General features: G+C 67.7%; 21 protein-coding genes. 6 read left to right on the forward strand and 15 right to left on the reverse strand.

Going from position 1 to position 25,458, the window contains the following annotated elements:
* The first annotated feature begins 23 nt into the window (after positions 1–23).
* Positions 24–803 carry an enoyl-CoA hydratase-related protein gene (locus EF888_RS09030; protein WP_109758686.1) on the forward strand — a complete coding sequence of 260 codons (780 nt, stop codon included), beginning with the start codon at positions 24–26 and terminating at the stop codon, positions 801–803.
* Between the two features lie 4 nt (positions 804–807).
* Here EF888_RS09030 and EF888_RS09035 read toward each other — a convergent pair whose 3' ends face one another.
* From EF888_RS09035 to gltX, 4 genes are all read right to left on the reverse strand, one after another.
* Positions 808–1,266, reverse strand: a complete 459-nt coding sequence (locus tag EF888_RS09035) for a methyltransferase family protein (RefSeq protein WP_164721633.1) — start codon at positions 1,264–1,266, stop codon at positions 808–810.
* 64 nt (positions 1,267–1,330) lie between these two features.
* The gene (locus EF888_RS22065; protein ID WP_206508479.1) at positions 1,331–2,623 is read right to left on the reverse strand and encodes a hypothetical protein; all 1,293 of its coding nucleotides are present in this window, start codon (positions 2,621–2,623) and stop codon (positions 1,331–1,333) included.
* Between the two features lie 133 nt (positions 2,624–2,756).
* Entirely contained in the window at positions 2,757–4,052 is a 1,296-nt protein-coding gene (gene gltA / locus EF888_RS09045) for a citrate synthase (RefSeq protein ID WP_109758688.1), read from the reverse strand.
* A 62-nt stretch (positions 4,053–4,114) separates the two neighbouring features.
* A complete protein-coding gene (gltX, locus tag EF888_RS09050) occupies positions 4,115–5,530 on the reverse strand; it encodes a glutamate--tRNA ligase (protein ID WP_109758689.1) in 1,416 nt (471 codons plus the stop codon).
* 78 nt (positions 5,531–5,608) lie between these two features.
* Between gltX and EF888_RS09055 the strand changes: the two genes are divergently transcribed.
* Entirely contained in the window at positions 5,609–7,651 is a 2,043-nt protein-coding gene (locus EF888_RS09055; RefSeq protein ID WP_109758690.1) for a ComEC/Rec2 family competence protein, read from the forward strand.
* On the opposite strand, the gene lexA is transcribed toward EF888_RS09055, so the two are convergent.
* From lexA to EF888_RS09090, 7 genes are all read right to left on the reverse strand, one after another.
* Positions 7,645–8,361, reverse strand: a complete 717-nt coding sequence (gene lexA / locus EF888_RS09060) for a transcriptional repressor LexA (protein WP_109758691.1) — start codon at positions 8,359–8,361, stop codon at positions 7,645–7,647. The genes EF888_RS09055 and lexA overlap by 7 nt on opposite strands.
* 88 nt (positions 8,362–8,449) lie before the next feature.
* Positions 8,450–9,607, reverse strand: a complete 1,158-nt coding sequence (locus EF888_RS09065) for a molybdopterin molybdotransferase MoeA (protein WP_109758692.1) — start codon at positions 9,605–9,607, stop codon at positions 8,450–8,452.
* A complete protein-coding gene (moaC, locus tag EF888_RS09070; protein ID WP_109758693.1) occupies positions 9,604–10,083 on the reverse strand; it encodes a cyclic pyranopterin monophosphate synthase MoaC in 480 nt (159 codons plus the stop codon). The genes EF888_RS09065 and moaC overlap by 4 nt, the downstream gene beginning before the upstream one ends.
* Complete coding sequence (gene trpC / locus EF888_RS09075; RefSeq protein WP_109759010.1) at positions 10,080–10,880, reverse strand: indole-3-glycerol phosphate synthase TrpC; 801 nt, start codon at positions 10,878–10,880, stop codon at positions 10,080–10,082. Before trpC ends, moaC begins: the two co-directional genes overlap by 4 nt.
* Positions 10,881–11,015: 135 nt before the next feature.
* The gene (locus tag EF888_RS09080; protein ID WP_420902663.1) at positions 11,016–11,657 is read right to left on the reverse strand and encodes a uracil-DNA glycosylase; all 642 of its coding nucleotides are present in this window, start codon (positions 11,655–11,657) and stop codon (positions 11,016–11,018) included.
* A complete protein-coding gene (gene trpD / locus EF888_RS09085; protein WP_109758694.1) occupies positions 11,654–12,670 on the reverse strand; it encodes an anthranilate phosphoribosyltransferase in 1,017 nt (338 codons plus the stop codon). The genes EF888_RS09080 and trpD overlap by 4 nt, the downstream gene beginning before the upstream one ends.
* Positions 12,667–13,248 carry an anthranilate synthase component II gene (locus tag EF888_RS09090; protein ID WP_109758695.1) on the reverse strand — a complete coding sequence of 194 codons (582 nt, stop codon included), beginning with the start codon at positions 13,246–13,248 and terminating at the stop codon, positions 12,667–12,669. The genes trpD and EF888_RS09090 overlap by 4 nt, the downstream gene beginning before the upstream one ends.
* A 129-nt stretch (positions 13,249–13,377) precedes the next feature.
* Between EF888_RS09090 and EF888_RS09095 the strand changes: the two genes are divergently transcribed.
* Complete coding sequence (locus EF888_RS09095; protein WP_109758696.1) at positions 13,378–15,156, forward strand: divergent polysaccharide deacetylase family protein; 1,779 nt, start codon at positions 13,378–13,380, stop codon at positions 15,154–15,156.
* 9 nt (positions 15,157–15,165) lie between these two features.
* On the opposite strand, the gene EF888_RS09100 is transcribed toward EF888_RS09095, so the two are convergent.
* From EF888_RS09100 to clpS, 3 genes are read right to left on the reverse strand one after another with little or no spacing between them, the layout of a single operon-like run.
* Positions 15,166–15,972 carry an SDR family NAD(P)-dependent oxidoreductase gene (locus EF888_RS09100; RefSeq protein WP_109758697.1) on the reverse strand — a complete coding sequence of 269 codons (807 nt, stop codon included), beginning with the start codon at positions 15,970–15,972 and terminating at the stop codon, positions 15,166–15,168.
* A 5-nt stretch (positions 15,973–15,977) separates the two neighbouring features.
* A complete protein-coding gene (locus EF888_RS09105) occupies positions 15,978–16,961 on the reverse strand; it encodes a class I SAM-dependent methyltransferase (protein WP_109758698.1) in 984 nt (327 codons plus the stop codon).
* Between the two features lie 22 nt (positions 16,962–16,983).
* Complete coding sequence (gene clpS, locus EF888_RS09110) at positions 16,984–17,319, reverse strand: ATP-dependent Clp protease adapter ClpS (RefSeq protein ID WP_420902668.1); 336 nt, start codon at positions 17,317–17,319, stop codon at positions 16,984–16,986.
* Between the two features lie 130 nt (positions 17,320–17,449).
* On the opposite strand from clpS, the gene EF888_RS09115 reads away from it, so the two are divergent.
* Positions 17,450–18,151, forward strand: a complete 702-nt coding sequence (locus EF888_RS09115) for an HAD family hydrolase (RefSeq protein WP_109758699.1) — start codon at positions 17,450–17,452, stop codon at positions 18,149–18,151.
* Between the two features lie 167 nt (positions 18,152–18,318).
* Positions 18,319–19,749 (forward strand): D-alanyl-D-alanine carboxypeptidase family protein, encoded by a 1,431-nt coding sequence (locus EF888_RS09120; protein ID WP_109758700.1) that lies wholly within the window; start codon positions 18,319–18,321, stop codon positions 19,747–19,749.
* Between the two features lie 98 nt (positions 19,750–19,847).
* On the opposite strand, the gene EF888_RS09125 is transcribed toward EF888_RS09120, so the two are convergent.
* The gene (locus EF888_RS09125) at positions 19,848–23,018 is read right to left on the reverse strand and encodes a valine--tRNA ligase (RefSeq protein ID WP_109758701.1); all 3,171 of its coding nucleotides are present in this window, start codon (positions 23,016–23,018) and stop codon (positions 19,848–19,850) included.
* Positions 23,019–23,149: 131 nt separating this feature from the next.
* On the opposite strand from EF888_RS09125, the gene EF888_RS09130 reads away from it, so the two are divergent.
* The gene (locus EF888_RS09130; protein WP_109758702.1) at positions 23,150–25,441 is read left to right on the forward strand and encodes a xanthine dehydrogenase family protein molybdopterin-binding subunit; all 2,292 of its coding nucleotides are present in this window, start codon (positions 23,150–23,152) and stop codon (positions 25,439–25,441) included.
* Positions 25,442–25,458 lie beyond the last annotated feature (17 nt).

Consider the following 25,458-nt stretch of genomic DNA (forward strand, 5'->3'; position numbering starts at 1 on the left):
GAAAGCAGGGAAGGACGCGCCTCATGGACTACCAGACCATCCGCCTGACGTATCGCGACGGCTATGCCGAGATCACGCTGAATCGGCCCGAGGTGAAGAACGCCTTGAACCGGCAGATGCGGGCCGAGCTTCTGCACGCCGTGCAGGCTGCCGGCAAGGAAGCGCGGGCGGTCGTGCTGACGGGGGCGGGCGGCGCCTTCTGCTCGGGGCAGGACCTGTCGGACCGCAACCAGTCGCTGGCCTCGGCCAACCTCGAGCGCACGCTGAGGGACGAATACGAGCCTCTCCTGCGCGCGATCTACGACTGTCCGGTGCCGACGATCTCGGCCGTGGGCGGGGCGGCGGCGGGGGCAGGGGCCAACATCGCGCTGGCGGCAGATGTTGTCATCGCCACCGAAAGCGCGGTCTTCCTCCAGGCCTTCACGCGCATCGGCCTGATTCCCGATGCGGGCGGCACCTACTGGCTGCCGCGCCAGGTGGGCTTTGCCCGCGCCATGGGGGCTGCCCTTTTCGCCGAACCCGTGCCCGCCCGGCAGGCGGCGGAGTGGGGCATGATCTGGGAGGCGGTGCCAGATGCCGACTTCGAGGCGCACTGGCGTGGCCGGACCGCGAAGCTCGCCAAGGGCCCGACCGTCGCCTATGCCGCCGCGAAGGAGGCGATCCGGGGCACCTACGGCAACACACTCGACGAGCAGCTTCTCCTCGAGGCGAAGCTTCAGGGCCGCTGCGGCCAGTCCCGAGACTTCCAAGAAGGCGTGATGGCCTTCCTCGAGAAAAGGCCGGCCGACTACGAGGGCCGCTGACGCCCTAGAGCCAGCGGCGCGTCCGGTCGCACAAGGCCGTGTAATCGGACCCGAACTTCGCGGACAGGTAGGCTTCCTCGCGCCGCACGACGAAGACGTCGAGGAGAATGCCGAGACCAACCGCCACGATCGGTCCCCATAGGGTGACAAGCGTCAGACCGAAGCCCGCCGTGAAGACGATCATGCCGAGGTACATGGGGTTGCGCGTGAACCTGTAGGGTCCCGTCGCGACGATCCCGAGCGCTGGCTTGTAGGGGTTCACGTTGGTTCCCCTCCGCCGGAAGGTCAGGGCGCCCGTCGCCGCGAGGGCTAGGCCCGCCGCCATCACCACCCAGCCTATGCCCGATACGTCCCGTCCAAGGACGCCGAGGGGCAGGTAGCGCGACAGGAGCCAGGTTGCTGCCAGCGCGGCAGCGAAGGCCAGGGGCGGCGGGAAGGCGATGAGGGGGTGATCGTCTGTCATGGGCCTCATCCTAACGCAAACCGGCGGCGCCGTAACGCCGCCGGTTGGTTTCGTCCGCTGACCGTCAGATCAGGTTGAAGAAGTCGCCGCCCTCGGCGTCGATCGGCGGAAGATCGATCCCGCCGCCACCGTCCCCGGCGTTCGGGGTGACGAGAATGGTGATCGTGGCGGTGTCGCCGCCCTCGATGGTGTATTCGAACGTCGTTTCCTTCTCCTCGTCGCCGAACTCTCCGTTTGCGCTGAAGTCGACGGAGCCGTTCTCGTAGACCCTCAGCAGACCTCCGGCCGAACCCGGCACCTCGACGAAATCGAGCTCGTCGGTCTGATCTAGGGTCTCGTCGTTCACGGCGAGGACGTCGCCCTCGTACATTCCGCCCGTATCGGTCATGTCGTTGTCGAGCAGGCTGAACGGGCCGGAGCCGAGTTCGAAGAATTCGTCCACGACGCCGAAGATCGCATCCGGCGAGGCGGTCAGGAAGTCGTCGATCGCGTCGTTGCCGGATTGCTCTTCACCGTCGCCGCCGTCGCCGCCGTCAGAACCGTCGCCGCCGTCGCCGCCGTCAGAACCGTCGCCGCCGTCGCCGCCGTCAGAACCGTCGCCGCCGTCGCCGCCGTCAGAACCATCTCCGCCGTCGCCACCATCCGTTCCGTCGCCACCGTCGCCGCCGTCCGAACCATCTCCGCCGTCGCCGCCGTCCGATCCGTCCCCACCGTCGCCGCCGTCCGAACCATCTCCGCCGTCGCCGCCGTCCGGTCCGTCGCCACCGTCGGACCCGTCGCCACCGTTTCCGCCATCCGAACCGTCGCCGCCGCCTTCGCCGCCGTCGGTCGGATCCTCGATCTCGTCGTCGGGCTCTTCAGGTGCCGTCGTGCCCAGCTTCAGCGAGCCGCTGCGCGACCCGTCGGGGTCGCCGACGGAAGTCAGGCGCACCGCGAAGTCCTGCAGCGCCACGTCGGCCAGCGTCAGAGGATCGTCCGCGTCGAGTGTGAAGGTGATGTCCTGAAGGTCGCCGTTGCCGAGGCCGGTCGGGTCGAGGAGGACCCCCACGTCGAAGGCGCCGAATTCCTTCAGGACCTCTCCGTTGATGTTGATGCCGCCGCCCAGGTTCGACACCGAGCCCTCGTCGACGACCGTGAACAGGCTGCCGCCGTCCTCATCAGTCGAGGACATCCCGACAAAGCCCGAGACGTCTGCGCTGAGGTCGAAGAAGAGACCGTTGATCTCTCCGATCTGGCCCGTATAGCCCTCTTCGCCGGGCTGGAGGACGTGGACGTTGAACTCGAGATTGCCGTCGATCTCGGTCACCGTCACGCGTACGTTGACGCCGCCCTCGATCAGAAATTCCATGCTTGTCATGCTGTCCCTCCGCGTGAGTCAAAGCCCCGTTCCGCGGTCAGCATTTCCTCCCGGTTCCGTCACATTCGTGACGACCGGGAGGCAAAAACATGGCGAATGTCCAGAAACCCCAACAATTGAAGGGGCTTAGAAACTATCTGTCCTCGACGTCGACATAATCTCGCCGTGTGGCGCCCACGTAAAGCTGACGCGGGCGGCCGATCTTCATCGCCGGGTCGGCGATCATCTCTTTCCACTGGCTGATCCAGCCGACGGTGCGCGCGACAGCGAAGATGGGCGTGAACATCGAAGTCGGGAAGCCGATCGCGTCGAGGATGATGCCGGAATAGAAATCGACGTTCGGATAGAGCTTCTTCTCGATGAAGTAGTCGTCCTTGACGGCGATCTCTTCCAGTTGCTTGGCGACCTGGAGCGTCGGGTTGTTCTCGATCCCCAGCAGATCGAGCACCTCGTCCGCCGACTGCTTCATCACCTTCGCGCGCGGGTCGAAGTTCTTGTAGACGCGGTGTCCGAAGCCCATCAGGCGGAAGGGGTCGTTCTTGTCCTTCGCGCGCTCGATGAATTCGGGGATGCGGTTCGGCGAGCCGATCTCGCGCAGCATCTCCAGCGCGGCCTGGTTCGCGCCGCCATGCGCCGGGCCCCAGAGGCAGGCGATGCCGGCGGCGATGCAGGCGAAGGGGTTGGCGCCCGAGGACGACGCCAGCCGCACCGTCGAGGTCGAGGCGTTCTGCTCGTGGTCGGCGTGGAGCGTGAAGATGCGGTCCATCGCGCGGGCGACGATCGGGTTGACCTCATAGGTCTCGGCCGGGACGGCGAAGCACATGTGCAGGAAGTTCGCCGCGTAGTCGAGGTCGTTCCTCGGATACACGAAGGGCTGGCCGATGGAGTACTTGTAGGCCCAGGCCGCAATCGTCGGCATCTTGGCGATCAGGCGGATCGAGGCGACCTCGCGCTGCCAGGGGTCCGCGATGTCGGTCGAGTCGTGATAGAAGGCCGACATGGCGCCGACGACGCCGACCATGGTCGCCATCGGGTGCGCGTCGCGCCGGAAGCCGCGGAAGAAGTACTGCATCTGCTCGTGCAGCATGGTGTGCTTGGTGACGCGGCCCTCGAAATCCTCAAGCTGCTCGGCGCTCGGCAATTCGCCGTAGAGCAGGAGGTAGCAGACCTCGAGGAAGTGCGACTTCTCGGCAAGCTGGTCGATGGGATAGCCGCGGTGCAGAAGCTCGCCCTTGTCGCCGTCGATGAAGGTGATCGTCGACTCGCAGGAAGCGGTCGAGGTGAAGCCGGGGTCATAGGTGAAAATATCGGCCTGGCCGTAGAGCTTGCGGATGTCCACGACGTCCGGTCCGGCGGTCGGCGACATCATGGGAAGATCGTAATCCTTGCCATCGAAGGAGAGTTTGGCGGTCTTTGTCGTCTCAGCCATGTCGTTCCCTGTCCTTGGTGTCCCGCGGAATGGCGGGCGCGTGTTCGTCGTCGCGGACCGGCTCAGGCCGCCGGAGGTCGGGCGGCGTCTTCAAGCCGGGCGACCGTTTCCTCGCGCCCGAGGACCAGCATCATGTCGAAGACACTGGGAGAGACGGAGCGTCCGGATAGAGCGGCCCGAAGCGGGCCCGCAAGCTTGCCGAGCTTGGTCTGGTGCGCCGTGGCGACGCCCCCCACCACAGCTTCGAGCGTGTCGCGGTTCCAGCTAGCATTTCGCAGGTGCGGCGTCAATTCAAGCAGTATACTACGGGATACCGCGTCGAGCGCCGCCGCCGATTTCTCGTCCGGCTCGACGGGTCTGCCGGTGAGCACAAAGAACGCCTTTTCAAGGAGTTCCGGATAGGTCTTTGCGCGGTCCTTCAGACAGTACATGGCGCGGTTCAAGTCCGATTGCTGGGTCGGCGTCAGCGCCTTTTGACCGGAAAGGCTCAAATATTCCTGAATCTGCGCTACGAGTGCAGCATCGTCGGTCGCCGCGATGTGCTGACCCGAGAGATTGGCCAGCTTCTTGGTATCAAACCGGGCGGGCGCCTGACGAATGCCGTCGAGGTCGAACCATTGGATCGCCTGCGCATCGGTGAAGAACTCGTCGTCCCCATGGGACCACCCGAGCCGCGCCAGATAGTTGCGCATCGCGGACGCGGGCCAGCCCTCGGCCGCCCACTCCTCGACCCCAAGCGCGCCGTGACGCTTCGACAGCTTCTTGCCGTCCTCACCGTGGATCAGCGGGATATGCGCCCAGACCGGCACCTCCCATCCCATGGCGTCGTAGACCAGCATCTGGCGGGCGGCGTTGTTGAGGTGGTCGTCGCCCCGGATGACGTGGGTCACCCCCATGTCGTGATCGTCAACCACGACGGCCAGCATGTAGACGGGTGTGCCGTCCGACCGCAGGACGATCATGTCGTCGAGCTGGTCGTTTCGGATGGTCACGTCGCCCTGCACGCGGTCGCGGATCACCGTCTGTCCCTCGCGCGGCGCCTTCACGCGGATGGCGAAAGGCGCGTCCGGATGATCGGCCTCGGGCACGTCGCGCCAGGGCGAGCGGAAGAGGGTGCTTTCGTTCTTCGCGCGCGCCGCCTCGCGGAAGGCCTCGATCTCGTCCTGCGTCGAGAAGCACTTGTAGGCCGCACCCCGCGCCAGCATCTCGCGTGCGACCTCGGCGTGGCGGTCCGCACGCTCGAATTGGCTGACGGCCTCGCCGTCCCAGTCGAGCCCGAGCCATGTGAGGCCCTTCAGGATCGCCTCGGTCGCCTCGGGCGTGGAGCGTGCGCGGTCGGTGTCCTCGATCCGCAGCAGGAATTTGCCCCCGCAATGCCGGGCATAGAGCCAGTTGAACAGCGCCGTCCGCGCGCCCCCGATGTGCAGATAGCCTGTGGGCGAGGGCGCGAAGCGGGTGACGACGGGACGCTCGGACATGCGGGCCTTAACCTTCTGGAAACCATGAAAGCCCTAAGGCTCGCCGTGGTGTAGCCAAGCCGCCGGGATGTCTCAAGGGTGCCGCCGAATTCGATCCTGACCGCTCTCGACCGCCAAAGGGGGCACCTTTTCCCGTGGATCGCGGTTCTCTATGCGACCGGGATCGCGATCTACTTCGGTCTGAGGGTCGAGCCAAATGCGCAGCACTGGTGGGGAATCCTCGCGTTGGCAGTATGTTGCGCGGCGATATTCAGGTTTGGGGCCGAGACGCTTCGCCTTCTGCTCATGGCCATTCTCGTCACCCTGGCCGGTTTCTCCACGGCTGGCCTGCGCGCGCACCAGGTAGCGGACGTCACGCTCGGCTGGCGCTATTACGGTTCGGTCGAGGGCAGGATCGTCGAGATCGACCGCTCGGCGTCGGACGCGGTCCGCGTGACGCTCGACCGCGTGCGGCTGTCGAGCGTGCCGCCTGCCCGGACACCCGGCAGGGTGCGTATCGCCCTCCACGGTGAACGGGTATTCGTCACGCCGGAACCCGGGCAGACCGTGATCCTGACCGCCAACCTCTCGCCGCCCGGCGGCGCGGTCGAGCCAGGCGGCTATGATTTCCGACGCCAGGCATGGTTCGACGGGCTGGGGGCGGTCGGATATACCCGGACGCCGCTTCTCCTGCTGGCCGAACCCGAGCGGGATGGCCTGACCCTTGCCCTCTACCGTCTGCGCATGAGGATCAGCGCGGCGGTCCAGGCAGCGCTGCCGGGTCGGGCCGGCGCCTTCGCCTCGGCGATCACGACAGGAGACCGGGCCGGGCTCGACCGGCCGACGCTCGACGCGCTCCGCGCCTCGAACCTTGCGCATCTGCTCGCCATTTCGGGTCTGCACATGGGCCTTCTCACAGGCTTCGTCTTCGGCGCGCTGCGTCTGACGCTCGCGGCCATTCCGGGGGCGGCGCTGCGCCTGCCGTCGAAGAAGATCGCCGCCGTGGGTGCGCTCGTGGCGGGCGTCGTCTATCTGGCGCTCTCGGGCGGGAATGTCGCGACCGAGCGCGCCTTCGTCATGGTCGCGATGATGTTCGCCGCCGTCCTGATCGACCGCCGCGCGATCACGTTGCGGGCCGTCGCGATGGCCGCCCTCGTGGTGCTTGCGTTGCGCCCCGAGGCGCTGACCGGGCCCGGCTTCCAAATGTCCTTCGCGGCCACCATTGCGTTGGTTGCGGTCTATGGCGCGCTCCGCGATCGGGCCTGGCGCGGTCCGAAATGGGCGTATTGGGCCGGGGGCGTCGTCCTGTCGTCCTTCGTCGCCGGGCTTGCGACGGCCCCCGTCGCCGCGGCGCATTTCAACCAGGTGCCGCACTACGGTCTTCTGGCGAACGTCGTGTCGGTGCCGTTGATGGGCCTCGTCGTGATGCCGGCTGCGGTGCTGGCAGCCCTTCTCTGGCCCTTCGGGCTGTCCGGGCTCGGCCTTGGCCTGATGAAGCCCGCGATCCTGTGGATCCTCGGCGTGGCCGAGACGGTCGCCGGCTGGCCGGGGGCGTTGAGCTTCGTCATCTCGCCGCCGGGCACGGTCCTTCCGCTTCTGACGGTCGGAGGTCTCTGGATCGTGCTCTGGCAAGGGCGCTGGCGGGTTTTGGGGGGGCCAGTCGTCGTCGCGGCGATGATGCTCTGGGCTGCGGCGGTCCGGCCAGAGGCGCTCGTGTCCGAGACGGGCGGGCTCGTAGGCGTGATGACGGATCAGGGCAGGGCGCTCTCGAAGGGAAAAGGCGACGGCTTCGCTGCCAAAAGCTGGCTCGAGAACGACGGTGACGGCGCGACGCAGGCGCAAGCGGCCGAGAGGCTTGCGTTCCGCACCGAAGGTCGTCTGCGCCGCTTCGAGGTGGGAGGGGGCACGATCCTCCACGCCACCGGAAAGGTCGCAGCGGCCGAGGCGCTGGCTGCCTGCGGTGAGGCGGCGCTGGTGGTTGTGAACATCCGCGCCGAGACGCCACCCGGATGCGATGTCTACGACGCCCGGCGTCTGGCACTGATCGGTGCGCTAGCCATTGAGGCGGGAGAGGACGGGCCGAAGGTCGTTTCGGCCCGGGACCGGACGGGAGACAGGCTGTGGTCGCGTCAGCCTCAGTAGGTACGGATAAGCCCGACGAGACGGCCCTGAACCTTGACCTGGTCATCGCGGTAAAGCCGCGTCTCGTAGGCGGGGTTGGCGGCCTCGAGAGCGATCGAGCTTCCGGAACGGCGGAACCGCTTGAGGGTCGCCTCCTGATCCTCGACCAGCGCCACGACGATGTCGCCTGTCTCGGCGGTCGATGTCTCGCGGATCACCACGATGTCGCCGTCGTTGATACCTGCCTCGATCATCGAGTCGCCCTTCACCTCGAGCGCGTAATGGTGCCCCTTGCCGACCATCTGGTTTGGGACAGAGACGGTGTGGCTGACCTCGCTGATCGCCTCGATCGGAACGCCGGCGGCGATGCGGCCCATGACGGGCAGGTCCATCGCCCCGGAGTCGACCGACATGGCGGATGCGGGCCGCGAGGTGGGACGGTCGCCTTCGATCACGCGAGGGCGGAACCCGCCCGGCGACCCGACCGACGACAGCGCGGCGCTCTTCCTCTCGAGCGCCTCTGGCAGCTTGACGATTTCGATGGCGCGCGCGCGGTGTGCGAGGCGGCGGATGAAGCCGCGTTCCTCGAGCGCCGTGATGAGCCGGTGGATGCCGGACTTCGAGCGGAGGTCCAGCGCCTCCTTCATTTCGTCGAACGAGGGCGGAACGCCGTCACGCTGTAAACGCTTGTTGATGAAATCCAACAAATCCAGTTGCTTGCGGGTCAGCATCGACGTGAACCTCCTCTGATCGATCCACCGGCTGTGGCCATGTGTTCAGGCGATGTTCTAGTCGCGTTCCCGTTTTGTGTCAAACTCTTTAAAGGTTTATGTACCTAACCTGCTCCCCGACGTGGCGTGCGGGATCGTGCGGCGGACGCACGATCAGCACGTTCGCACCCGCGAGGACGGTGAGAAGCGAACTGTCCTGCCGCTCGGCCGCCCGGATGCCGTCGTCGTCGCGGCAAGCGCGCATGTAATGCTGACGCGGACCGTTCGGCCCAAGCGGAGCGGACAGGATGGCCTCGCCTTCGCGCAGTCTCTCGGCGGGCAGGCCCTGCATCGCGCGCAGCATCGGCCGAAGGAAAAGATGCCCGCAGACCATGGCTGAAACCGGGTTCCCTGGCAGCCCGACCATCGCCGCCTGTCCCATACGCCCAGCCATCAGCGGCTTTCCGGGCCGCATCGCGATCTTGTAGAAGGCACGTTCCATCCCGAGGTCGGCGGCGACCTCGCCGACAAGGTCGTGGTCGCCCACGGACGCCCCACCGATGGTCACGACAAGGTCGGCGTCGCGTGCAAGGCCGAAGACCGTCGTGAGCGAGGCGCGGGTGTCGCGCGCGACCGGAAGTAGCCTGACTTCGGCGCCCTCCGCCTCGGCCATCGCGGCGAGGCCGAAGCTGTTCGACGCGATGATCTGGTCGGGACGAGGGTCTTCGCCCGGCATCACCAGTTCGTCGCCGGTGGCGATGATCGCGAGGCGGGGACGCCGCGCGACCGTCACACGGGGCACGTTCATCGACGCGGCAAGCGCCACGTCGGCGGGCGTCAGGCGGCGCGGCGCGGCCAGGCGGTCGCCCACCTTGAAGTCCGCCCCTATCTCCCTGATGTAGCGTTCTGAATCCGGACCTGCACCAAGCGAAATCCGTTCGCCGGTGACGACGACATCCTCCTGGATCACGACCCTGTCGGCACCTTCGGGCACGACGCCGCCCGTGAAGATCCGCACCGCATCGCCGTCAGCGACCGAGCCCGCAAAGGCGTGACCCGCCGCCGCCTGGCCCACGACGCGCCAGGGCCCGTCGCCCGCGACGGCATAGCCGTCCATGACCGAGGCGCGGAACGGCGGCTGGTTCCGGAGCGCCACCACATCTGCCGCCAGAACGCGGCCCGCGGCGTTCCGCAGGGGCACCTCTTCGGAGTCCACTCGCGTGACCAGCGCGAAGACATGGGCCAGCGCCTCGTCGACCGAAATCACCCGGCCGCCTCGTAGCGGCCCGATTTGCCGCCGTCCTTGAGCAGAAGGCGCACGTCCTCGATCACCATGCCCTTCTCGACCGCCTTCACCATGTCGTAGACGGTGAGGCAGGCCACGGCGACGGCGGTCAGCGCCTCCATCTCGACGCCGGTCTGGCCCGAGGTCTTGACGCTTGCCTCGACGCGGATGCCGGGCCGCGAGGGGTCGGCGGTCAGGTCCAGTGCGACCTTGGTGATCGGTAGGGGATGGCAGAGCGGGATCAGCTCGGCCGTCTTCTTCGCGCCCATGATGCCCGCCAGCCGCGAGACGGACAGGACGTCGCCCTTCTTCGCACGACCTTCGGTAATGAGATCAAGAGTTTCGGCACGCATCCTCACCCAGCCCTCTGCGACCGCAAGGCGGTCTGTGACGGCCTTGCCGGACACGTCGACCATATGCGCGTGGCCCTGTCCGTCGAAGTGGGTCAGCCCGCTCATGCTGGTACGGGGTCGGCAAGGATCGCGCGGGTGGCGGCCGTCACATCGGCCTGCCGCATCAGGCTTTCGCCGATCAGGAACGTCCGCGCCCCGACGCGGGCGAGACGTGCCAGGTCGTCCGGCGTGACAAGCCCGCTTTCTGCCACCAGCATCTTGCCCCCGGGCACGCGGGCAGCCAGCCTCTCGGTCGTGCCGAGGTCGGTCTCGAAGGTGCGGAGGTTGCGGTTGTTCACGCCGAGAAGCGGCGACTTCAGCGCAAGCGCGCGGTCGAGATCGGCCTCGTCGTGGACCTCGACGAGGACGTCCATGCCCCAGTCGGTCGCTGCGGCCTCCAGCTCGGCGGCCTGCGCGTCGGACACGCTCGCCATGATGATGAGGATGCAATCCGCGCCCCAGGCCCGCGCCTCGGCGACCTGGTAGGTGTCGTAGAGGAAGTCCTTCCTGAGGCAGGGCAACGCCACAGCGTCTCGCGCCGCCGTCAGAAAGCCAGGTGCGCCCTGGAACGACGGCGCATCGGTCAGGACGGACAGGCAGGTAGCCCCTCCGGCCTCATAGGCGCGGGCCAGCGCGGGCGGATCGAAGTCGGGCCGGATCAGGCCCTTCGACGGGCTCGCCTTCTTGATCTCGGCGATGAGGCCATAGCCGGTCCGGGAGGCCTGCACGAGCGCATGCGCGAACCCCCTCGGCGCGGAGGCGGCCCGCGCGGCGTCCTCGACGCCGGACAGCGGCCGCGCGACCTTGGCGGCGGCGATCTCGTCCAGCTTGTAGGCCTTGATGTGGTCCAGAACGTCGGTCATGGCCCGTGGATAACCTGTTCGCCGGCCCGAGGAAAGCGCCGGCGGCGCGGGACTTGTCCGCGTATTTTCGGCAAGATGAAGGGCAGGGCGCGCCTTCCGCTTCATCTTGCCCCAAATACGCATCAGTCCGATGCGTCAGGCCCAGTCGACCGGCGTCTCACCCCGCCCGTCGAGCCAGGTGTTGACCCGGCTGAACGGGCGCGAGCCGAAGAACCCGCGATAGGCCGACAGGGGCGAGGGGTGCGGACTTTCCAGGAAGAGATGGCCGTCTCCGGTCACGAACCGCCGGAAGGACTGCGCCGGCGCGCCCCAGAGGACGAAGGCGCGAGGGCGGTCCGACAGGCGCGCCATCACCTCCTCGGTCAGTCGACGCCAGCCGAGGGAGGCGTGGCCGTTCTTGACGCCTGCCGGGACCGAAAGCGCGGTGTTGAGGAGGAGAACGCCCTGGTCGGCCCAGGGCGACAGGTCTCCGCTCGCCGGTGCGCGGCCCAGATCGTCCTTCATCTCGCGGAAGATGTTCTTCAGCGACGGGGGCAGCTTCACACCCTCGGCGACCGAGAAGGCGAGGCCGTTGGCGTGGCCCGGGGTCGGGTAGGGGTCCTGCCCCAGGATCACGACGCGGGTGGCGTCGGGCTGGCAGCGGGAGAGGGCGGCGAAGCGTTGATCTTCTGGCGGCAGGATCAGTCGCGTCTCGACGGCGATCGCCGCCTGGAGCCGCGGCCAGTCGCGGTCGAAGAAGGGCAGGTCGGCCCAGTCGCCAAGGTCCGGCGAAATCACGCGCCGGAGGTGACGCGCGCCAGCCCCTCGAGCTTGCCGCGCGCCGCGCCCGAGTCGATGCTTTCGGCGGCGATCGCCGCGCCCTCGTGCAGGTCGGCCGCCTTTTCGGCGATCACGAGGGCAGCGGCGGCGTTCAGAATGACCGCGTCGCGGTAGGCGCCGGGCTGACCGTCGAGCAGCGCGCGGAAGGCGGTCGCGTTCTCCTCGGGCGTGCCGCCCAGGATGTCGCGGAAGGGGTGAACGGGCAGGCCTGCATCCTCGGGGTGGATCTCGGCCGAAGTGATCTCGCCGTCCTTCAGGATCGCGGCAGAGGTGGTGCCGGAGATCGAGATCTCGTCGGTGCCGTCCGCGCCGTGGACCAGCCAGGCGGCCTCGGACCCCAGAAGCTGCAGCGTCTCGGCCATCGGATGGATCAGGTCGATGGCGAAGGCGCCGGTAAGCTGGCGCTTGACGCCTGCCGGATTCGTCAGGGGTCCCAGGATGTTGAAGATCGTCTTGCATCCGAGTTCCTGGCGGACGGGCATGACGTGCTTCATCGCCGGGTGGTGCATGGGCGCCATCATGAAGCCGATGCCGACCTCCTGCAGCGCGCGCTCGACGACCTCGGGGCCGACCATGACGTCGATGCCCATCTGGCCCTGAACGTCGGCCGCTCCCGACTTCGACGACAGGTTGCGGTTGCCGTGCTTCGCCACCGGCACGCCCGCGCCCGCGACGACGAAGGCGGTCGCGGTCGAGATGTTGAGCGTGCCCTTGCCGTCGCCGCCGGTGCCGACGATGTCCATTGCACCTTCGGGCGCGCGGACCGCCGAGCATTTCGAGCGCATGACGGCGGCGGCGGCGGCGTATTCCGACACGGCCTCGCCCCGGGCGCGCATCGCCATCAGAAGGCCCGCCATCTGCGCGGGCGTCGCGGCGCCCTCGAAGATGATGCGGAAGGCCTCGGTCGCCTGCGAGCGGGACAGCGGCCCTTCGGAGGCGGCGTAGATCAGGGGTTTCATCGCGTCGCTCATGCGGGCTCCGGCACGCGGGAGAGGAAATTCTTCAGAAGGGTGTGACCATGCTCGGAGCGGATCGACTCGGGGTGGAACTGAACGCCTTCGATCGGCTTCTCGCGGTGACGCAGGCCCATGATCGTGCCGTCCTCCAACCAGGCGGTGACCTCGAGGCTGTCCGGCAGGCTCGCGCGCTCGACGACGAGCGAATGGTAGCGCGTGCCTTTCAGGGGGGACGGAAGCCCGGCGAAGACGCCGCGACCTTCGTGCAGGATGTGGCCCATCTTGCCGTGAACGATCTCGCCCGCGCGCACGACCTTGCCGCCGAAGGCCTGGCCAATGGCCTGGTGCCCGAGGCAGACGCCGAAGAGCGGGGTGTTCGTCTCGGCCGCGGCCTCGATCAGGGCAAGGCAGATGCCGGCGCGGTCGGGGTCGCAGGGACCGGGGGACAGGATGATGCCGGAGGGGTTCAGCGCCATCGCCTCCTGCACGTTCAGCGCGTCGTTGCGTTTCACGACGCAGTCCGCCCCCAACTCGCCCAGGTAGTGGACGAGGTTGAAGGTAAAGCTGTCGTAGTTGTCGATCAGCAGCAGCATTTCGTCACGCCTTGCGGCCCTATGCAGATATGGGGTGTCAGCGCCCGAAAGCGCGGGTATACTTCGACCAGAGGCGCCACCTTACGTCAAGGCGCCCGCGGGCATTAGAGCAGATCGGAGGAAAGACCGGTGGGACGCGGCTTTCTTGCAGGGATTTTCTGGGGCGGAATCGTCGGGCTTGGCCTGCTTCTGGTGTCGAGCCAGACGATGGAGCGACAGCAGTTGTCTTTCCCCCGGCCCGAGGCGGCCGAGGTTCAGGTGCCGGGCGGCAGCGAATTCGACCAGGCGCGGCCCGAGACCGATCCGGTCGTGCCCGCGCCCGAGACGCGGCCCGCCGCCGAGATCACGGGCAGCGTGACCGTCCCCGAGACGCCGTCCGAGACCGCGCCCTCGCTCGATACCGCGTCTCTCGACGTGCCCACACCCGCGATCGACGCGCCCGAGGCTCTGGGCGACGCGCCCGAGGCATCGGAGGCCACGGCTGAAACACCGTCGACCGACGTCGCGCCCGACAGCGGAAACCCGTCGTTGACGGTCCCCGAGACGCCGGTCGATGCGCCCGATACGCAGACCGCCGCGCCCGTCGAAGCCGATGCGCCAGGCGAGAGCGCCGACTCCGACGCGGTCGAGGCGGCTTCGTCGACGCCTCCCGTCGTCGAGACCGAGATAGCGGCCTTGCCGACTGCGCAGGCCGAAACACCGACGAGCCCGGCCGCCGATCCCGCGCCGCAGGTCTCGACAGCAGGAACCGAGCCGGCGGAGCAGGCAGCGCCCGAAGTGGGCGGCGAGCCGTCGCTTCCCGGCATGGCGGAGGTCGAGGACGGCCCCAGCCTGCCGTCGCCCGCGGTCGAGGCGGTCGAGCAGCCGGAGGCAGATATCGTCGCGGCGGCCCCAGAGCCCGCCCCGGAACCTGAACCGGAACCCGAGCCTCAACCGGAGCAGGAGCCCGCGGCGGAGCCTGTGCCCGCGCCTGCGGCGGAGCCTGCGCCCGAACCCCAGCCTGCACCTCAGCCCGTGATCGTCGAGACGGCGCCCGGCAGCGGCAACGGCGCCGCCACCGTCACCGTCGACGGAAGCGACTCCTCGTTCTTCTCGCCGGTGGATACGCTCACCGACACGGACCAGGGCGCCTCCACCAGCCGGTTGCCGCAGATCGGCGGCACGGTCGTCGCTCCGACCCCCGGCGCCGAAGTTGCCGCCGAGGTGACCGAAGACGCTGAGATGGCCGAGAGCGATGCGCCCCAGGGACCGGCTCTGGAAGCCTTCGCCGTGCCGTTCGAGAACCCCGAGAACGCCGCGCTCGTCTCGGTCGTTCTCGTGCAGGACGGGCCGATCCTGACCGAGGCGCAACTGGCCCAGCTTCCGCCGTTCGTGTCCTTCGCCATCGACGCCGCCACGCCCGACGCCGCCGAGGCCGCGCGCCGCTATCGTGCGGCGGGCCGCGAAGTCGTGCTGATCCCGTCGCTGCCCGAGAACGCGCAGCCCCAGGACGTCGAGCAGGCCTTGCGCGCGAACCTCGACCTTGTCCCCGAGGCGGTCGCGCTGATGGACGTTTCAGGCGCGAGCTTCCAATCCGACCGCGCCGCCGTGCAACAGATCGTCGATGCGATCTCGGACACCGGCCACGGCCTCGTCACCTTTCCGCGCGGGCTGAACGCCGCCCACCAGATCGCGGGACGGGCCGGGATAAAGACCGGGCTCGTGTTCCGCAACATCGACGGCGACGGCGAAACGGGCGAGCAGATCCGCCGCACCCTTGACCGGGCCGCCTTCCGGGCGCGCCAGGACGACGCGGTGATCCTCGTCGGCACGACGCGGCCCGACACGCTGGTCGCGGTGGTGGAATGGGCCATCGGCAACCGGAACGTCACGCTTGCCCCGATCTCGGCAGCGCTGGCCTCGCAGTAGTACCGGACGTCAGTGCGCGGGGGCGTCGGCGGCGTCGACGAGGGTGCGTCCGCCGTCCACGGTCAGGACGCGGCCGGTCATGAAGCCCGAGGCCTCGGAGGCGAGGAAATGCGCGACCTCGGCCACTTCCGAGGCGCTGGCGATCCGGTTCAGCGGCGTCGCCGCGAGGATCCGGCCCCTGAGGTCGTCCTGAGACTTGAGCGAAGACTGAAGCCCCGTGGTCATCACTGAGCCGAGGGCGATGCCATTGACCCGGATGCGGTGCGGGGCAAGCGACACGGCCATCGACCGGGTGAGTTGGTCGATCGCCGCCGAGGTCACCGAAAAGGCCATCAGCCCGGGCTGGGTCCGGCGCGCGGCGATGGACGACAGGTTGATGATCGAGCCCGCGGGCGCGTCGTCGTCGTCCTCCTCGGCCTGGCGGATCATCCGGCGCGCGAAGGTCTGCGTGACGCGAAGCGTGGGCAGGAGGTTCTGCTGGAGCGTCGCCTCGAAGCCGTCTTCGTCGGAATCCAGCGGATCGCCGACCAGAAGCTTGCGCGAGCCGTTCACCAGGATGTCGACACGGTCGAAGCGGTCGAGCGTCGCCGACAGAAGATTGGCCAGCGTCAGTTTCTGGCGCAGGTCGCCGGCAAACCAGGCGACGCTGTCCTCTTCGTCGGTGCCGGAGCCGAGTTCGGCCTGAAGCCTCTCCTCGTCCATGTCCGCAAACATGACGCGCGCGCCCTTCTCGACGAAGTGGCGCGCGATGGCGAGGCCGACCCCGTTGGCCGCGCCGGTGACGACGGCGGTCTTGCCCGCGATGGAGAACGACATGGAGGCTATCCTTTCCGGGGGGCGCGCGGCCGGCTTGCGGCATAAAGCTTGAACGGACCGGAGGGGTCCAGGGCACGGACCTCGCGGAAGGCCTCGTCCAGCGTCTTTTCGTAGGGCAGATGGCGGTTCGCCACAAGCCAGAGCGTGCCGTGAGGTTTCAGCATCTGGGCGGCAGCGCGGATGAAGTCACGGCCCAGTTCGGGATCGGCCCGGCGCGAGGCATGAAAGGGCGGATTGGTGACGACGTGATCGGCCGGGGTCTCGGGCCGCCAGTCGCGCGCATCGGCCCAGTGGAAGTGGGCGCGGGGATCGGTCACGTTCTCGCGCGCCGCGTCGAGGGCGGCGTGGTCCGCCTCGACGAGGTCGAGCCGGGTGACGCCCTTGCGGGTCAGGATCGCCCGCGACAGGAAGCCCCATCCCGCGCCGAGGTCGACGACCGCGCCCTTGAGGTCGGGCAGGGCGGCAGCCAGCGCTTCGGACGCAGGGTCCGGTCCGTCGGCCGAGAAGACGCCGGGCCGGGTGGCGAAGCCGCCCGCGACCCGGGCGGGGGTCTCGAGCCAATCGTCGAAGGTGCCGCCCGAGAGCGCGAAGATCTTGCCGTGCGCCTTCGAGATCGCCTCGCTCACCTCGGCCCGCGCCCGCAGGTCCTTCAGCATCGAATCGATCCCGTCGGTCTTCTGGCCGTCGACCAGCACCGGGCCATCCGTCGCCGCCGCCGTTCGCGCGATGAGATCGCGCGCCGCGTCCTTCGCGCGGGGAAGGGAGAGGAAGGCGAGGGCATAGGGCCCGCCCGGCGTCTCGCGCATCGCGAATCCCTCCGCCGCGAAGCGCCGGTGTGCGGGAAACTGGCGGGCGATCACCTCGACACGGTCGCGGGGCAGGGCCGACAGGTCGGCGTCAGCAGGCGGCTCGACGACCGCGATGGTGCCGCTCGCGGGCAGGGCGGCGAGGCCCCTTTCGAGCGCGAGTGTCAGGCGGTCGGACAGCATGGACGAGAGCGAGGCAAGGGCCTCACTCCTTCTCCATCGTGCATTGCAGCGGGTGCTGATGGCGGCGCGCGAAGTCCATCACCTGCGCCACCTTGGTCTCGGCCACCTCGAACGAGAACACGCCCACGACGGCCAGCCCCTTCTTGTGGACCGTCAGCATCAGGTCGAGGGCCTGCGCGTGGTTCATCCCGAAAAACCGCTCGAGGACATGCACGACGAACTCCATCGGCGTGTAGTCGTCATTCAGCAGCATCACCTTGTAGAGCGGCGGCCGCTGAGTCGTCGGCTTGGTCTCGGTCAGGACGCCGGAATCGTTTCCGGGCGTCGTGTCGTCGCCTTTGGCCAGTCTATGAAGCAAACGGGGGCTCACGGGCACCTTCGATCGTTGCGGGGACAGGCGCCACAATATAAGCGTTCGGGCCCAAGTGAAAAGAGGGAGGCGGGCCTCGATCTTGCCCCGGCCCCCGATCGGGGGCATCACGCGGGCCATGCTGACCGCCATCTGCTTCGATGCCGACGACACGCTCTGGCACAACGAGCGCTTCTTTCGCCTGACGCAGGAGCGCTTTCACGACCTCCTGAAGTCACACGCCGACCGCGACCATCTCGAGGCGCGTCTTCTGGACGCCGAGCGGCGCAACATCGGGCGGTACGGATTCGGCATCAAGGGATTCGTCCTGTCGATGATCGAAACGGCGCTCGAGGTGACGCAGAACCGCGTCTCGGGCGAGGTGATAGCCGAGATCCTGCGCGCGGGGCACGAGATGCTGGCGCATCCCATCGAACTTTTGCCCGGCGTCGAGGAAACGGTGCACAGGCTTGCCGAGGGCCGAACCCTGCTTCTTGTCACCAAGGGCGATCTCCTGGACCAGGAGCGCAAGCTTGCGCAATCGGGCCTGGGCGACGTTTTCGACGGGGTCGAGATCGTCTCGGACAAGTCGCCCCGCGTTTATGCAGGCATATTCACGGGACGCGGAATTGCGTCGGATCAGGCGCTGATGGTCGGCAATTCGCTGAAAAGCGACGTCAATCCGGTGATCGAGGTCGGCGGCTGGGGCGTCTGGGTTCCGCACGGCGAGACCTGGGCCCTGGAGGCCGCCCGTGAGCCTGTCGAGTCGCCGCGTTACCGCCGGATCGAAGGCCTGGGAGAATTGCCTGATTTGGTGGCGGATATCGAGCGCAACATATAGCGCTCTATTCGTCCCGCCACACGCCATCTGGTAGCATCCCGCCAACGACGTCAATTTACGGGAAATTCGTTATTTTCTGTTGATTTGACACGTGTTAGGCTTGGAAAAACGAGCATTGTTCCGGCGCCAAACGATCGGAACGCTAATATTGAGGCAAAAGGGGCAGTATGGTGTCGGGCATCCGCATCGTCTTCCAGGCGTGTATCCTCTCTTTCTTCCTTTCGGTCGGTGTGGTGCAGGGCGCACCCTACGCGGCGATGGTGATCGACGCGCGATCGGGGGAAATCATCCATTCCCGCAACGCCGACACCCGGCTTCATCCCGCATCGCTGACCAAGATGATGACGCTTTACGTCGTCTTCGACGCGATCGAGCGCGGTGAACTCAGTCTCGACACGCAGGTCACGATCTCGAACAAGGCGGCGGGCGAACCGCCGTCGCGCCTGGGTCTGAAGGCGGGCCAGAAGATTCGCATCCGCGACCTGATCCGGGCCGCCGCCGTCAAATCTGCGAACGACGCCGCGACCGCCCTGGGCGAGGCCGTGTCCGGCAGCGAAGCCGCCTTCGCGCGGCGCATGACCCGCTCGGCACAGGCGCTTGGCATGACCTCGTCGACCTTCCGCAACGCGCATGGGCTGACCGAAAGCGGGCACCTGTCGACCGCGCGGGACATGACGACGCTCGGGCGGCACCTGTTCTACGACTTCCCCGAATACTACAACCTGTTCTCGCGCCGCTCGACCAACGCGGGCTCGAAGACGGTGTCGAACACCAACCGCCGCCTTCTCGACGCCTATCGCGGCGCGGACGGCATCAAGACCGGCTACACCCGCGCGGCGGGCTACAACCTCGTCGCCTCGGCCGAGCGTGGGCAGGAGCGGATCATCGCGACGGTCTTCGGCGGAAGGTCGACGCCATGGCGCACCGCCAAGATCGCGGAGCTTCTGGATCTGGGCTTCGAACGCGCGCCGAGCCAGGTCGCCGTCGTCAAGCCGCGCAGGCCGGACCTTTCGGGTGCGGGCCGGGGCGAGGCCGCCTCGGAGCCCGCCCTTGTCGCGTCGGGCCTCATCGCACGCTCGCCACGTCCGGCGGGACGGCCCGGCGACGACGTGAGCGGCGAGACCCTGGTCGCCCTGGCGGCGGGCATATCCGACGTCCTGGCCGAGGTGGCGGTGGCGGAAGCCGCGATCCCGGTTCCGCAGCCCGCGCCTGTCGCAGTTCAGGCCGCAAGCCTCGCCGGCGCCTTCCTGCGCCCCGCGCCGCGCCCCGGCCTGGCCGAGGGATCGGAGGAGGAGCCCTCGCGCGCCATCGCAAGCCTTGCCGACGGTCCCGTCGTCGTCACCCGCGTCTCGACCTCGGGCGGGCAGCACTGGGCGATCAACGTCGGCCGCTTCAACACCCGCAACGAGGCCGAGCGCGTGCTGCTTCAGACCGCCCTCGTCGAGATGTCGACGCTCGACTCGGCGCTCCGCAAGGTCGTCCGCAGCCCGAAGGGATGGGAGGCGAACTTCGTCGGCCTGTCGGAAGCGAAGGCCGAGATGGCCTGCAAGCGGCTGACGGCGCAGAACGTCAACTGCACACCGGTCGGTCCGGGCTGAGACAGTGCGCAGGTGGGTGCTCTGCCCCGTCGCCATCGTCGCTCGGACCGATGGCGCTCCGATGGCGACCCCCGGGATATTTGCCGACCGATGAAGCCCTAAAGCTCGGCGAGCCGTGACAGCGCGGTGTCGAGGCGGTTCAGCTCCTCGCCCTTCTCCGACGCGAGAGCCTCGGTTTCCTCGATGACCTCGGGTGCGGCGTTCTCGCGAAACTTCGGGTTCTTCAGACGCCCTTCGAGACCGCCAAGCTCCTTCCGCAGCTTCTCGACCGTCTTGCCAAGACGCGCGCGCTCGGCACCGACGTCGATCAGCCCTTCGAGAGGCAGCGCGAAGGTGCCGCCGCCGACGGCGATGGTGGCGGCGCCCTTCGGAGCGGCCTCTGCCGCCGTCAGACTGTCGATCCCGGCTTCGCGGTCGCGCAGGATCAGCGCCTCGTTCCGCGCCCAGGCCGCTTCGCCCGCCTCGTCGAGCGACAGCTTCAGGAGCGGGGCCTTGACCGACTTCGGCACGTTCATCTCGCCGCGCACCGAGCGGACCTTCTCGATCACGTCGCGCACCCACCGCATCTCGGACAGCGCGTCGGCGTCGATCAGTTCCTCGCCGTAGGTCGGCCAGTCGCCGTGGACGAGCATCTTGTCGCGGGTCGCCGACAGCTCCCACAGCTCTTCGGTGATGAAGGGCATGATGGGGTGCAGCATCAGGAGAAGCTGGTCGAGCGCCCAGCCATAGACCGCGCGGGTCTCGTCCGCCGCCTCGCCGTCGAGGAGAGGCTTGGCGAATTCGACGTACCAGTCGAAGAAGGTGTAGGCGAAGGCGTAAAGCCCGTTCGCCGCGTCGTTGAACCGGAAGGCGTCGAGGGCGGCGTCGAGGTCGATGCGCGCGCGGGCGACCTCGCCCACGATCCACTTGTTCGCGGTGGCGGTGAGCGGCGTGCCCGGTTGCCAGCGGGCATGGCCGAAGACGCCGTTCATCTCGGCGAAGCGCGCGGCGTTCCAGAGCTTCGTGCTGAAGTTGCGATAGCCCGCGATGCGCTGCGGCGAAAGCTTCAGGTCGCGGCCCATCGCGGCCATCGAGGTCACCGTGAAGCGCACCGCGTCGGCGCCGTATTCGTCGATCAGCTCCAAGGGGTCGAGGACGTTGCCGAGCGACTTCGACATCTTCTTGCCCTTCTCGTCGCGGACGAGCGCGTGGACGTAGACGGTGTCGAAGGGGCGTTCGCCCACGACGGCGTATTGCATCATCATCATCCGCGCGACCCAGAAGAAGATGATGTCGAAGCCGGTGATGAGGACGGAAGTGGGGAAGTATTTCTTCAGTTCGGGCGTGTCCTCGGGCCAGCCGAGGGTGCCGATGGGCCAGAGACCGGAAGAGAACCAGGTGTCGAGGACGTCGGGGTCGCGGTAGGCGACCATAGTGTTGGCCTGAATATCGCGGAGTAGTGCCTCTGAAACTCGTCGGCCGGCTTCCTCTTCGTCCTTCCGTAGGCTTTCGACCGTCTCTTCCATCAGCGCATTGGTCAAATACGCGTCGATTGGATTGTTGTCGGCGAGTGTGAAGTCAGAAGGGATCTCGACTACGCGATCTGCTCCGAAGCGCTCCTTAGCAATGCGCTGAACTTCATCGAAGTTCGCGGCGCAAATGGTCAGCTTATCGGTTGAGGAGCCGTCTGGATTGCCTGCGGAACCGTCTGAATTCCGGCCCGGGAAATACCAAACCGGGATCTGATGCCCCCACCAGAGCTGGCGCGAGATGCACCAGGGCTCGATGCTCTCGAGCCAGTTGAAGTAGACCCGTCTGTGTTGCTCGGGCAGGATCTCGACCGTGCCGTCGCGGACGGCCTCCAGCGCGGGGCCGACAATCTTGGCGGTGTCGACGAACCACTGGTCCGTCAGCATCGGCTCGATGACGACCTTCGAGCGGTCGCCGTAGGGGGCCATGATCTTCTTGGCCTCGACGAGCGGCACCATGTCCCGGGCCTGATCCGGGACCTCGCGGGGCCCCGGCTCTCCGGCCGGGGCAGGCTCTCCGGCCGGGACAGACTTCCGCGCCCCGAGCCGCGGGTCGTCCGCGGAGGTCATCACCGCCAGACCCTCGGAGGTGATCTGCTCGACGACTCGCTTCCGTGCCTCGAAGCGGTCCAACCCGCGCAGGTCGTCCGGCACCAGGTTGATCGCGTCGGCCTCGGCTTCGGAGAGCGTGCGCTCGCCCTTGGCGACCGACAGCGCCAGCGCCGCTGCCTCGGCATAGGGAGCGCCGTCCTCGCGCATGGCCCCCTTCGTGTCCATCAGGCGGTACATCGGGATGCCGCCGCGCTTGGCCACCTGGTAGTCGTTGAAGTCGTGCGCCCCGGTGATCTTCACCGCGCCCGAGCCGAAGGTGGGGTCGGGGTATTCGTCGGTGATGATGGGGATCAGGCGGCGGTGTTCCTTCGGGCCGACCGGGATCTCGCAGAGCTGGCCCACGATGGGGGCATAGCGCGCGTCGGAGGGATGGACCGCGACCGCGCCGTCGCCCAGCATGGTCTCGGGGCGCGTGGTGGCGATGGAGATGTAATCGCGCGTCTCGGTGAAGAGGACGTTCCCGTCCTCGTCCTTCTCGACGTATTCATAGGTGGCACCGCCCGCGAGCGGGTACTTGAAGTGCCACATGTGGCCGTCGACCTCGGTGTTCTCGACCTCGAGGTCGGAGATCGCCGTCTCGAAATGCGGGTCCCAGTTCACCAGCCGCTTGCCGCGATAGATCAGGCCCTTGTCGTACATGTCGACGAAGACCTTGATGACGGCGTCGTGGAAGTTGCCCTCCTCGCCCTCTGGCGCATTCGGGGCGCCCGACATGGTGAAGGCGTTGCGCGACCAGTCGCAGGAGGCGCCGAGGCGCTTCAACTGCTCGATGATCGTGCCGCCGGACTGCTTCTTCCACTCCCAGACCTTCGCGGTGAAGGCCTCGCGCCCCATCTCGCGCCGGCCGACGTTCCCGGCTTTCGCCAATTCGCGCTCGACGACCATCTGGGTCGCGATGCCGGCGTGGTCCTGCCCGGGCTGCCAGAGCGTGTCGTGGCCGCGCATCCGGTGCCAGCGCGTCAGGATGTCCTGCAGCGTGTTGTTGAAGGCGTGGCCCATGTGGAGGACGCCGGTGACGTTCGGCGGCGGGATCATGATCGAGAAGGTCTCGTCCGACGAGGCGTTGGCCCCGGCCTTGAAGGCCTGCGCCTTTTCCCAGGCGGCATAGATCCGCGGCTCGGCCTCGCTGGCGTCGAAAGTCTTTTCCATGTCCCGTCTCGTCCTTCGCGTTCCGCGCCCCATTTAGCGGCCCGCGCGGGCAAGGGAAACCCTGCAGCGGCCTCTGGACACCGGGGGCAGGGCGGCTAGGGTTCGCACCGACACATCCCGGGAGAGACCAGATGGACAAGTTCGGCAAATCGCAGCCCGTGCGCCGCCTCGAGGACCGCCGCTTCATCACCGGGCAGGGCCGCTACATCGACGACGTGGCGCCGAAGGACGCCTGGCACGCGGTCTTCGTGAGAAGCCAGGTCGCGCATGGCAAACTGTCGCCCGTCGATCTCTCCGAGGTGCGCGACATGCCGGGCGTGAAAGCCGCCTATGCCGCCGCCGATCTCACCGAGATGGGGATCGACTACACCATGCCGACCGAGCCCGTGCGCAACCTCGACGGTTCGAAGGGGGCGCTGCCTCCCCGGCCGATCCTGGCCCGCGACAAGGTCCTGTTCGTCGGTGACGCCATCGCAGTGATCGTGGCCGAGACGAAGCGCGAGGCGCAGGACGCCGCCGAAGCGGTCATGGCCGACATCGACGAGTTGCCCGCCAAGGTCGACATGGCCGAGGGCGGCGAGACGCTGCATCCGGAAGCGCCGTCGAACCTCGCCTTCGACTGGGGCAAGGGCGACATGGAGCGCGTCGAGGGCATCATCGCCAAGGCTCCGAAGGTCGTGAAAACGCGGATCTTCGACAACCGGATCATCGTCAACTCGATGGAGCCGCGCGGCGTCTATGCCGAGTGGGACGGCACCAAGCTGCACGTCGGCTACAGCGGGCAGGGCGTCTGGGGGCTGAAGGCCGAGCTTGCGGGTTGCTTCGGGCTCGACGCCGAGAACGTCCGCGTGACCACGCCCGACGTGGGCGGCGGCTTCGGCATGAAGGGCATGGATTATCCCGAGTACTTCGTGATCGCCGCCGCCGCCAAGGCGCTGAACCATCCCGTGCGCTGGATCGCCGAGCGGACGGAGTCGATGCTGACCGACAACGGCGGACGTGACCTGTTGTCGGACACGACGCTCGCCTTCGACGACGACAACCGCATCCTCGCCTACAAGGTCGAGACGCTCTGCAACCTCGGTGCCCACAACTCGGGCTACGCCCAGCAGATCCAGACCGAGCTTTTCGCCAAGGTCGCCATGGGCACCTATGACGTGCGCGACATCGCGCTGCACTCGAAAGGGTTCTTCACCAACACCACGCAGATCGACGCCTATCGCGGCGCGGGGCGGCCCGAGGCGATCTTCGCGCTGGAACGGTCGATGGACAACGCCGCGCGCGAGCTGGGCGTCGATCCCTGGGAGTTGCGGCGGATCAACTTCATCCCGCCCTCCAAGTTTCCCTACAAGACCGCCATCGCCGACACCTACGACGTGGGCGATTTCGCCCGGGTGATGGACCGCGCGAAGATCGAGTGCGACGCCGACGGTTTTCCGGCCCGGCGCAAGGAAAGCGAGGCGAAGGGCAAGCTGCGGGGCTTCGGCCTCTGCTACTACATCGAATCGATTCTCGGCGATCCGTCCGAACACGCCCGCGTCGTCTTCGAGGAAGACGGCACCGTCAGCCTCTTCGTCGGCACGCAGTCGAACGGTCAGGGGCACGAGACAGTCTACGCCGCCTTCCTGTCCGACCAGACCGGCATCCCGGTCGAGAAGATCAGGGTCGTGCAGGGCGACACCGACCTCATTCCGTCGGGCGGCGGCACGGGCGGGTCGCGCTCGGTCACGACGCAGTCGGCGGCGACGCTGAAGACGGTCGATACCGTGACGAAGCAGTTCGCCGAGTACCTGGCGGGCAAGAACGACGGCGCCGAGGTCACCTTCGACGACGAGCGATTCCGCATCGCCGGCTCGAACGCCACGCCCTCGATGATCGAGGTCGCGGCGATGGCGCGCGAGGACGGCCGGACCGACATCCTCGACGTGCGCGAAAAGAACACGCTGCCGCAGATGTCCTTCCCGAACGGGGCGCATATCGCCGAGGTCGAGATCGACCCCGATACGGGCCTCGTGAAACTGGTGAAGTACTCCGTCACCGACGATTTCGGCAATCTCATCAACCCCATGCTGGCCGAAGGTCAGGTGCACGGCGGGGTCGCCCAGGGCGTGGGGCAGGCCTTGACCGAGCATGTCGTCTATGACGAAACCGGCCAGCTTCTGACCGCGACCTTCATGGACTACGGGATGCCGCGCGCCGACGACATGCCGATGATCCACTTCGTGACCGAGGCCGTGCCTTCGACCGCGAACCCCATGGGCATGAAGGGCTGCGGCGAGGCGGGGACGGTCGCGGCACTGGCCGCCGTCTCGAACGCCGTGGCGGACGCGCTGGCCACGCGCGGCGTCCCTCACATCGACATGCCCTTCACCGCAGCGAAGGTCTGGCACGCGCTGAACGGCTCGTCGATGGCGGCGGAGTAACGACACGAAAAGTTTCT

Origin of the sequence: Silicimonas algicola, from assembly GCF_003970735.1 — a bacterium.
Taxonomy (GTDB): domain Bacteria; phylum Pseudomonadota; class Alphaproteobacteria; order Rhodobacterales; family Rhodobacteraceae; genus Silicimonas; species Silicimonas algicola.

What these genes read in the sequence shown, in the direction of transcription:
- EF888_RS09125 (WP_109758701.1), bottom strand. Translation starts at nt 23,018, where the DNA reads ATGGAAAAGACTTTCGACGCCAGCGAGGCCGAGCCGCGGATCTATGCC.
- gltA (WP_109758688.1), bottom strand. Translation starts at nt 4,052, where the DNA reads ATGGCTGAGACGACAAAGACCGCCAAACTCTCCTTCGATGGCAAGGAT.
- EF888_RS09090 (WP_109758695.1), bottom strand. Translation starts at nt 13,248, where the DNA reads ATGCTGCTGCTGATCGACAACTACGACAGCTTTACCTTCAACCTCGTC.
- EF888_RS09105 (WP_109758698.1), bottom strand. Translation starts at nt 16,961, where the DNA reads ATGCTGTCCGACCGCCTGACACTCGCGCTCGAAAGGGGCCTCGCCGCC.
- moaC (WP_109758693.1), bottom strand. Translation starts at nt 10,083, where the DNA reads ATGAGCGGGCTGACCCACTTCGACGGACAGGGCCACGCGCATATGGTC.
- EF888_RS09115 (WP_109758699.1), top strand. Translation starts at nt 17,450, where the DNA reads ATGCTGACCGCCATCTGCTTCGATGCCGACGACACGCTCTGGCACAAC.
- EF888_RS09130 (WP_109758702.1), top strand. Translation starts at nt 23,150, where the DNA reads ATGGACAAGTTCGGCAAATCGCAGCCCGTGCGCCGCCTCGAGGACCGC.
- EF888_RS09030 (WP_109758686.1), top strand. Translation starts at nt 24, where the DNA reads ATGGACTACCAGACCATCCGCCTGACGTATCGCGACGGCTATGCCGAG.
- EF888_RS09035 (WP_164721633.1), bottom strand. Translation starts at nt 1,266, where the DNA reads ATGACAGACGATCACCCCCTCATCGCCTTCCCGCCGCCCCTGGCCTTC.
- EF888_RS09120 (WP_109758700.1), top strand. Translation starts at nt 18,319, where the DNA reads ATGGTGTCGGGCATCCGCATCGTCTTCCAGGCGTGTATCCTCTCTTTC.
- lexA (WP_109758691.1), bottom strand. Translation starts at nt 8,361, where the DNA reads ATGCTGACCCGCAAGCAACTGGATTTGTTGGATTTCATCAACAAGCGT.
- EF888_RS09100 (WP_109758697.1), bottom strand. Translation starts at nt 15,972, where the DNA reads ATGTCGTTCTCCATCGCGGGCAAGACCGCCGTCGTCACCGGCGCGGCC.
- gltX (WP_109758689.1), bottom strand. Translation starts at nt 5,530, where the DNA reads ATGTCCGAGCGTCCCGTCGTCACCCGCTTCGCGCCCTCGCCCACAGGC.
- trpC (WP_109759010.1), bottom strand. Translation starts at nt 10,880, where the DNA reads ATGACCGACGTTCTGGACCACATCAAGGCCTACAAGCTGGACGAGATC.
- EF888_RS22065 (WP_206508479.1), bottom strand. Translation starts at nt 2,623, where the DNA reads ATGACAAGCATGGAATTTCTGATCGAGGGCGGCGTCAACGTACGCGTG.
- trpD (WP_109758694.1), bottom strand. Translation starts at nt 12,670, where the DNA reads ATGAGCGACGCGATGAAACCCCTGATCTACGCCGCCTCCGAAGGGCCG.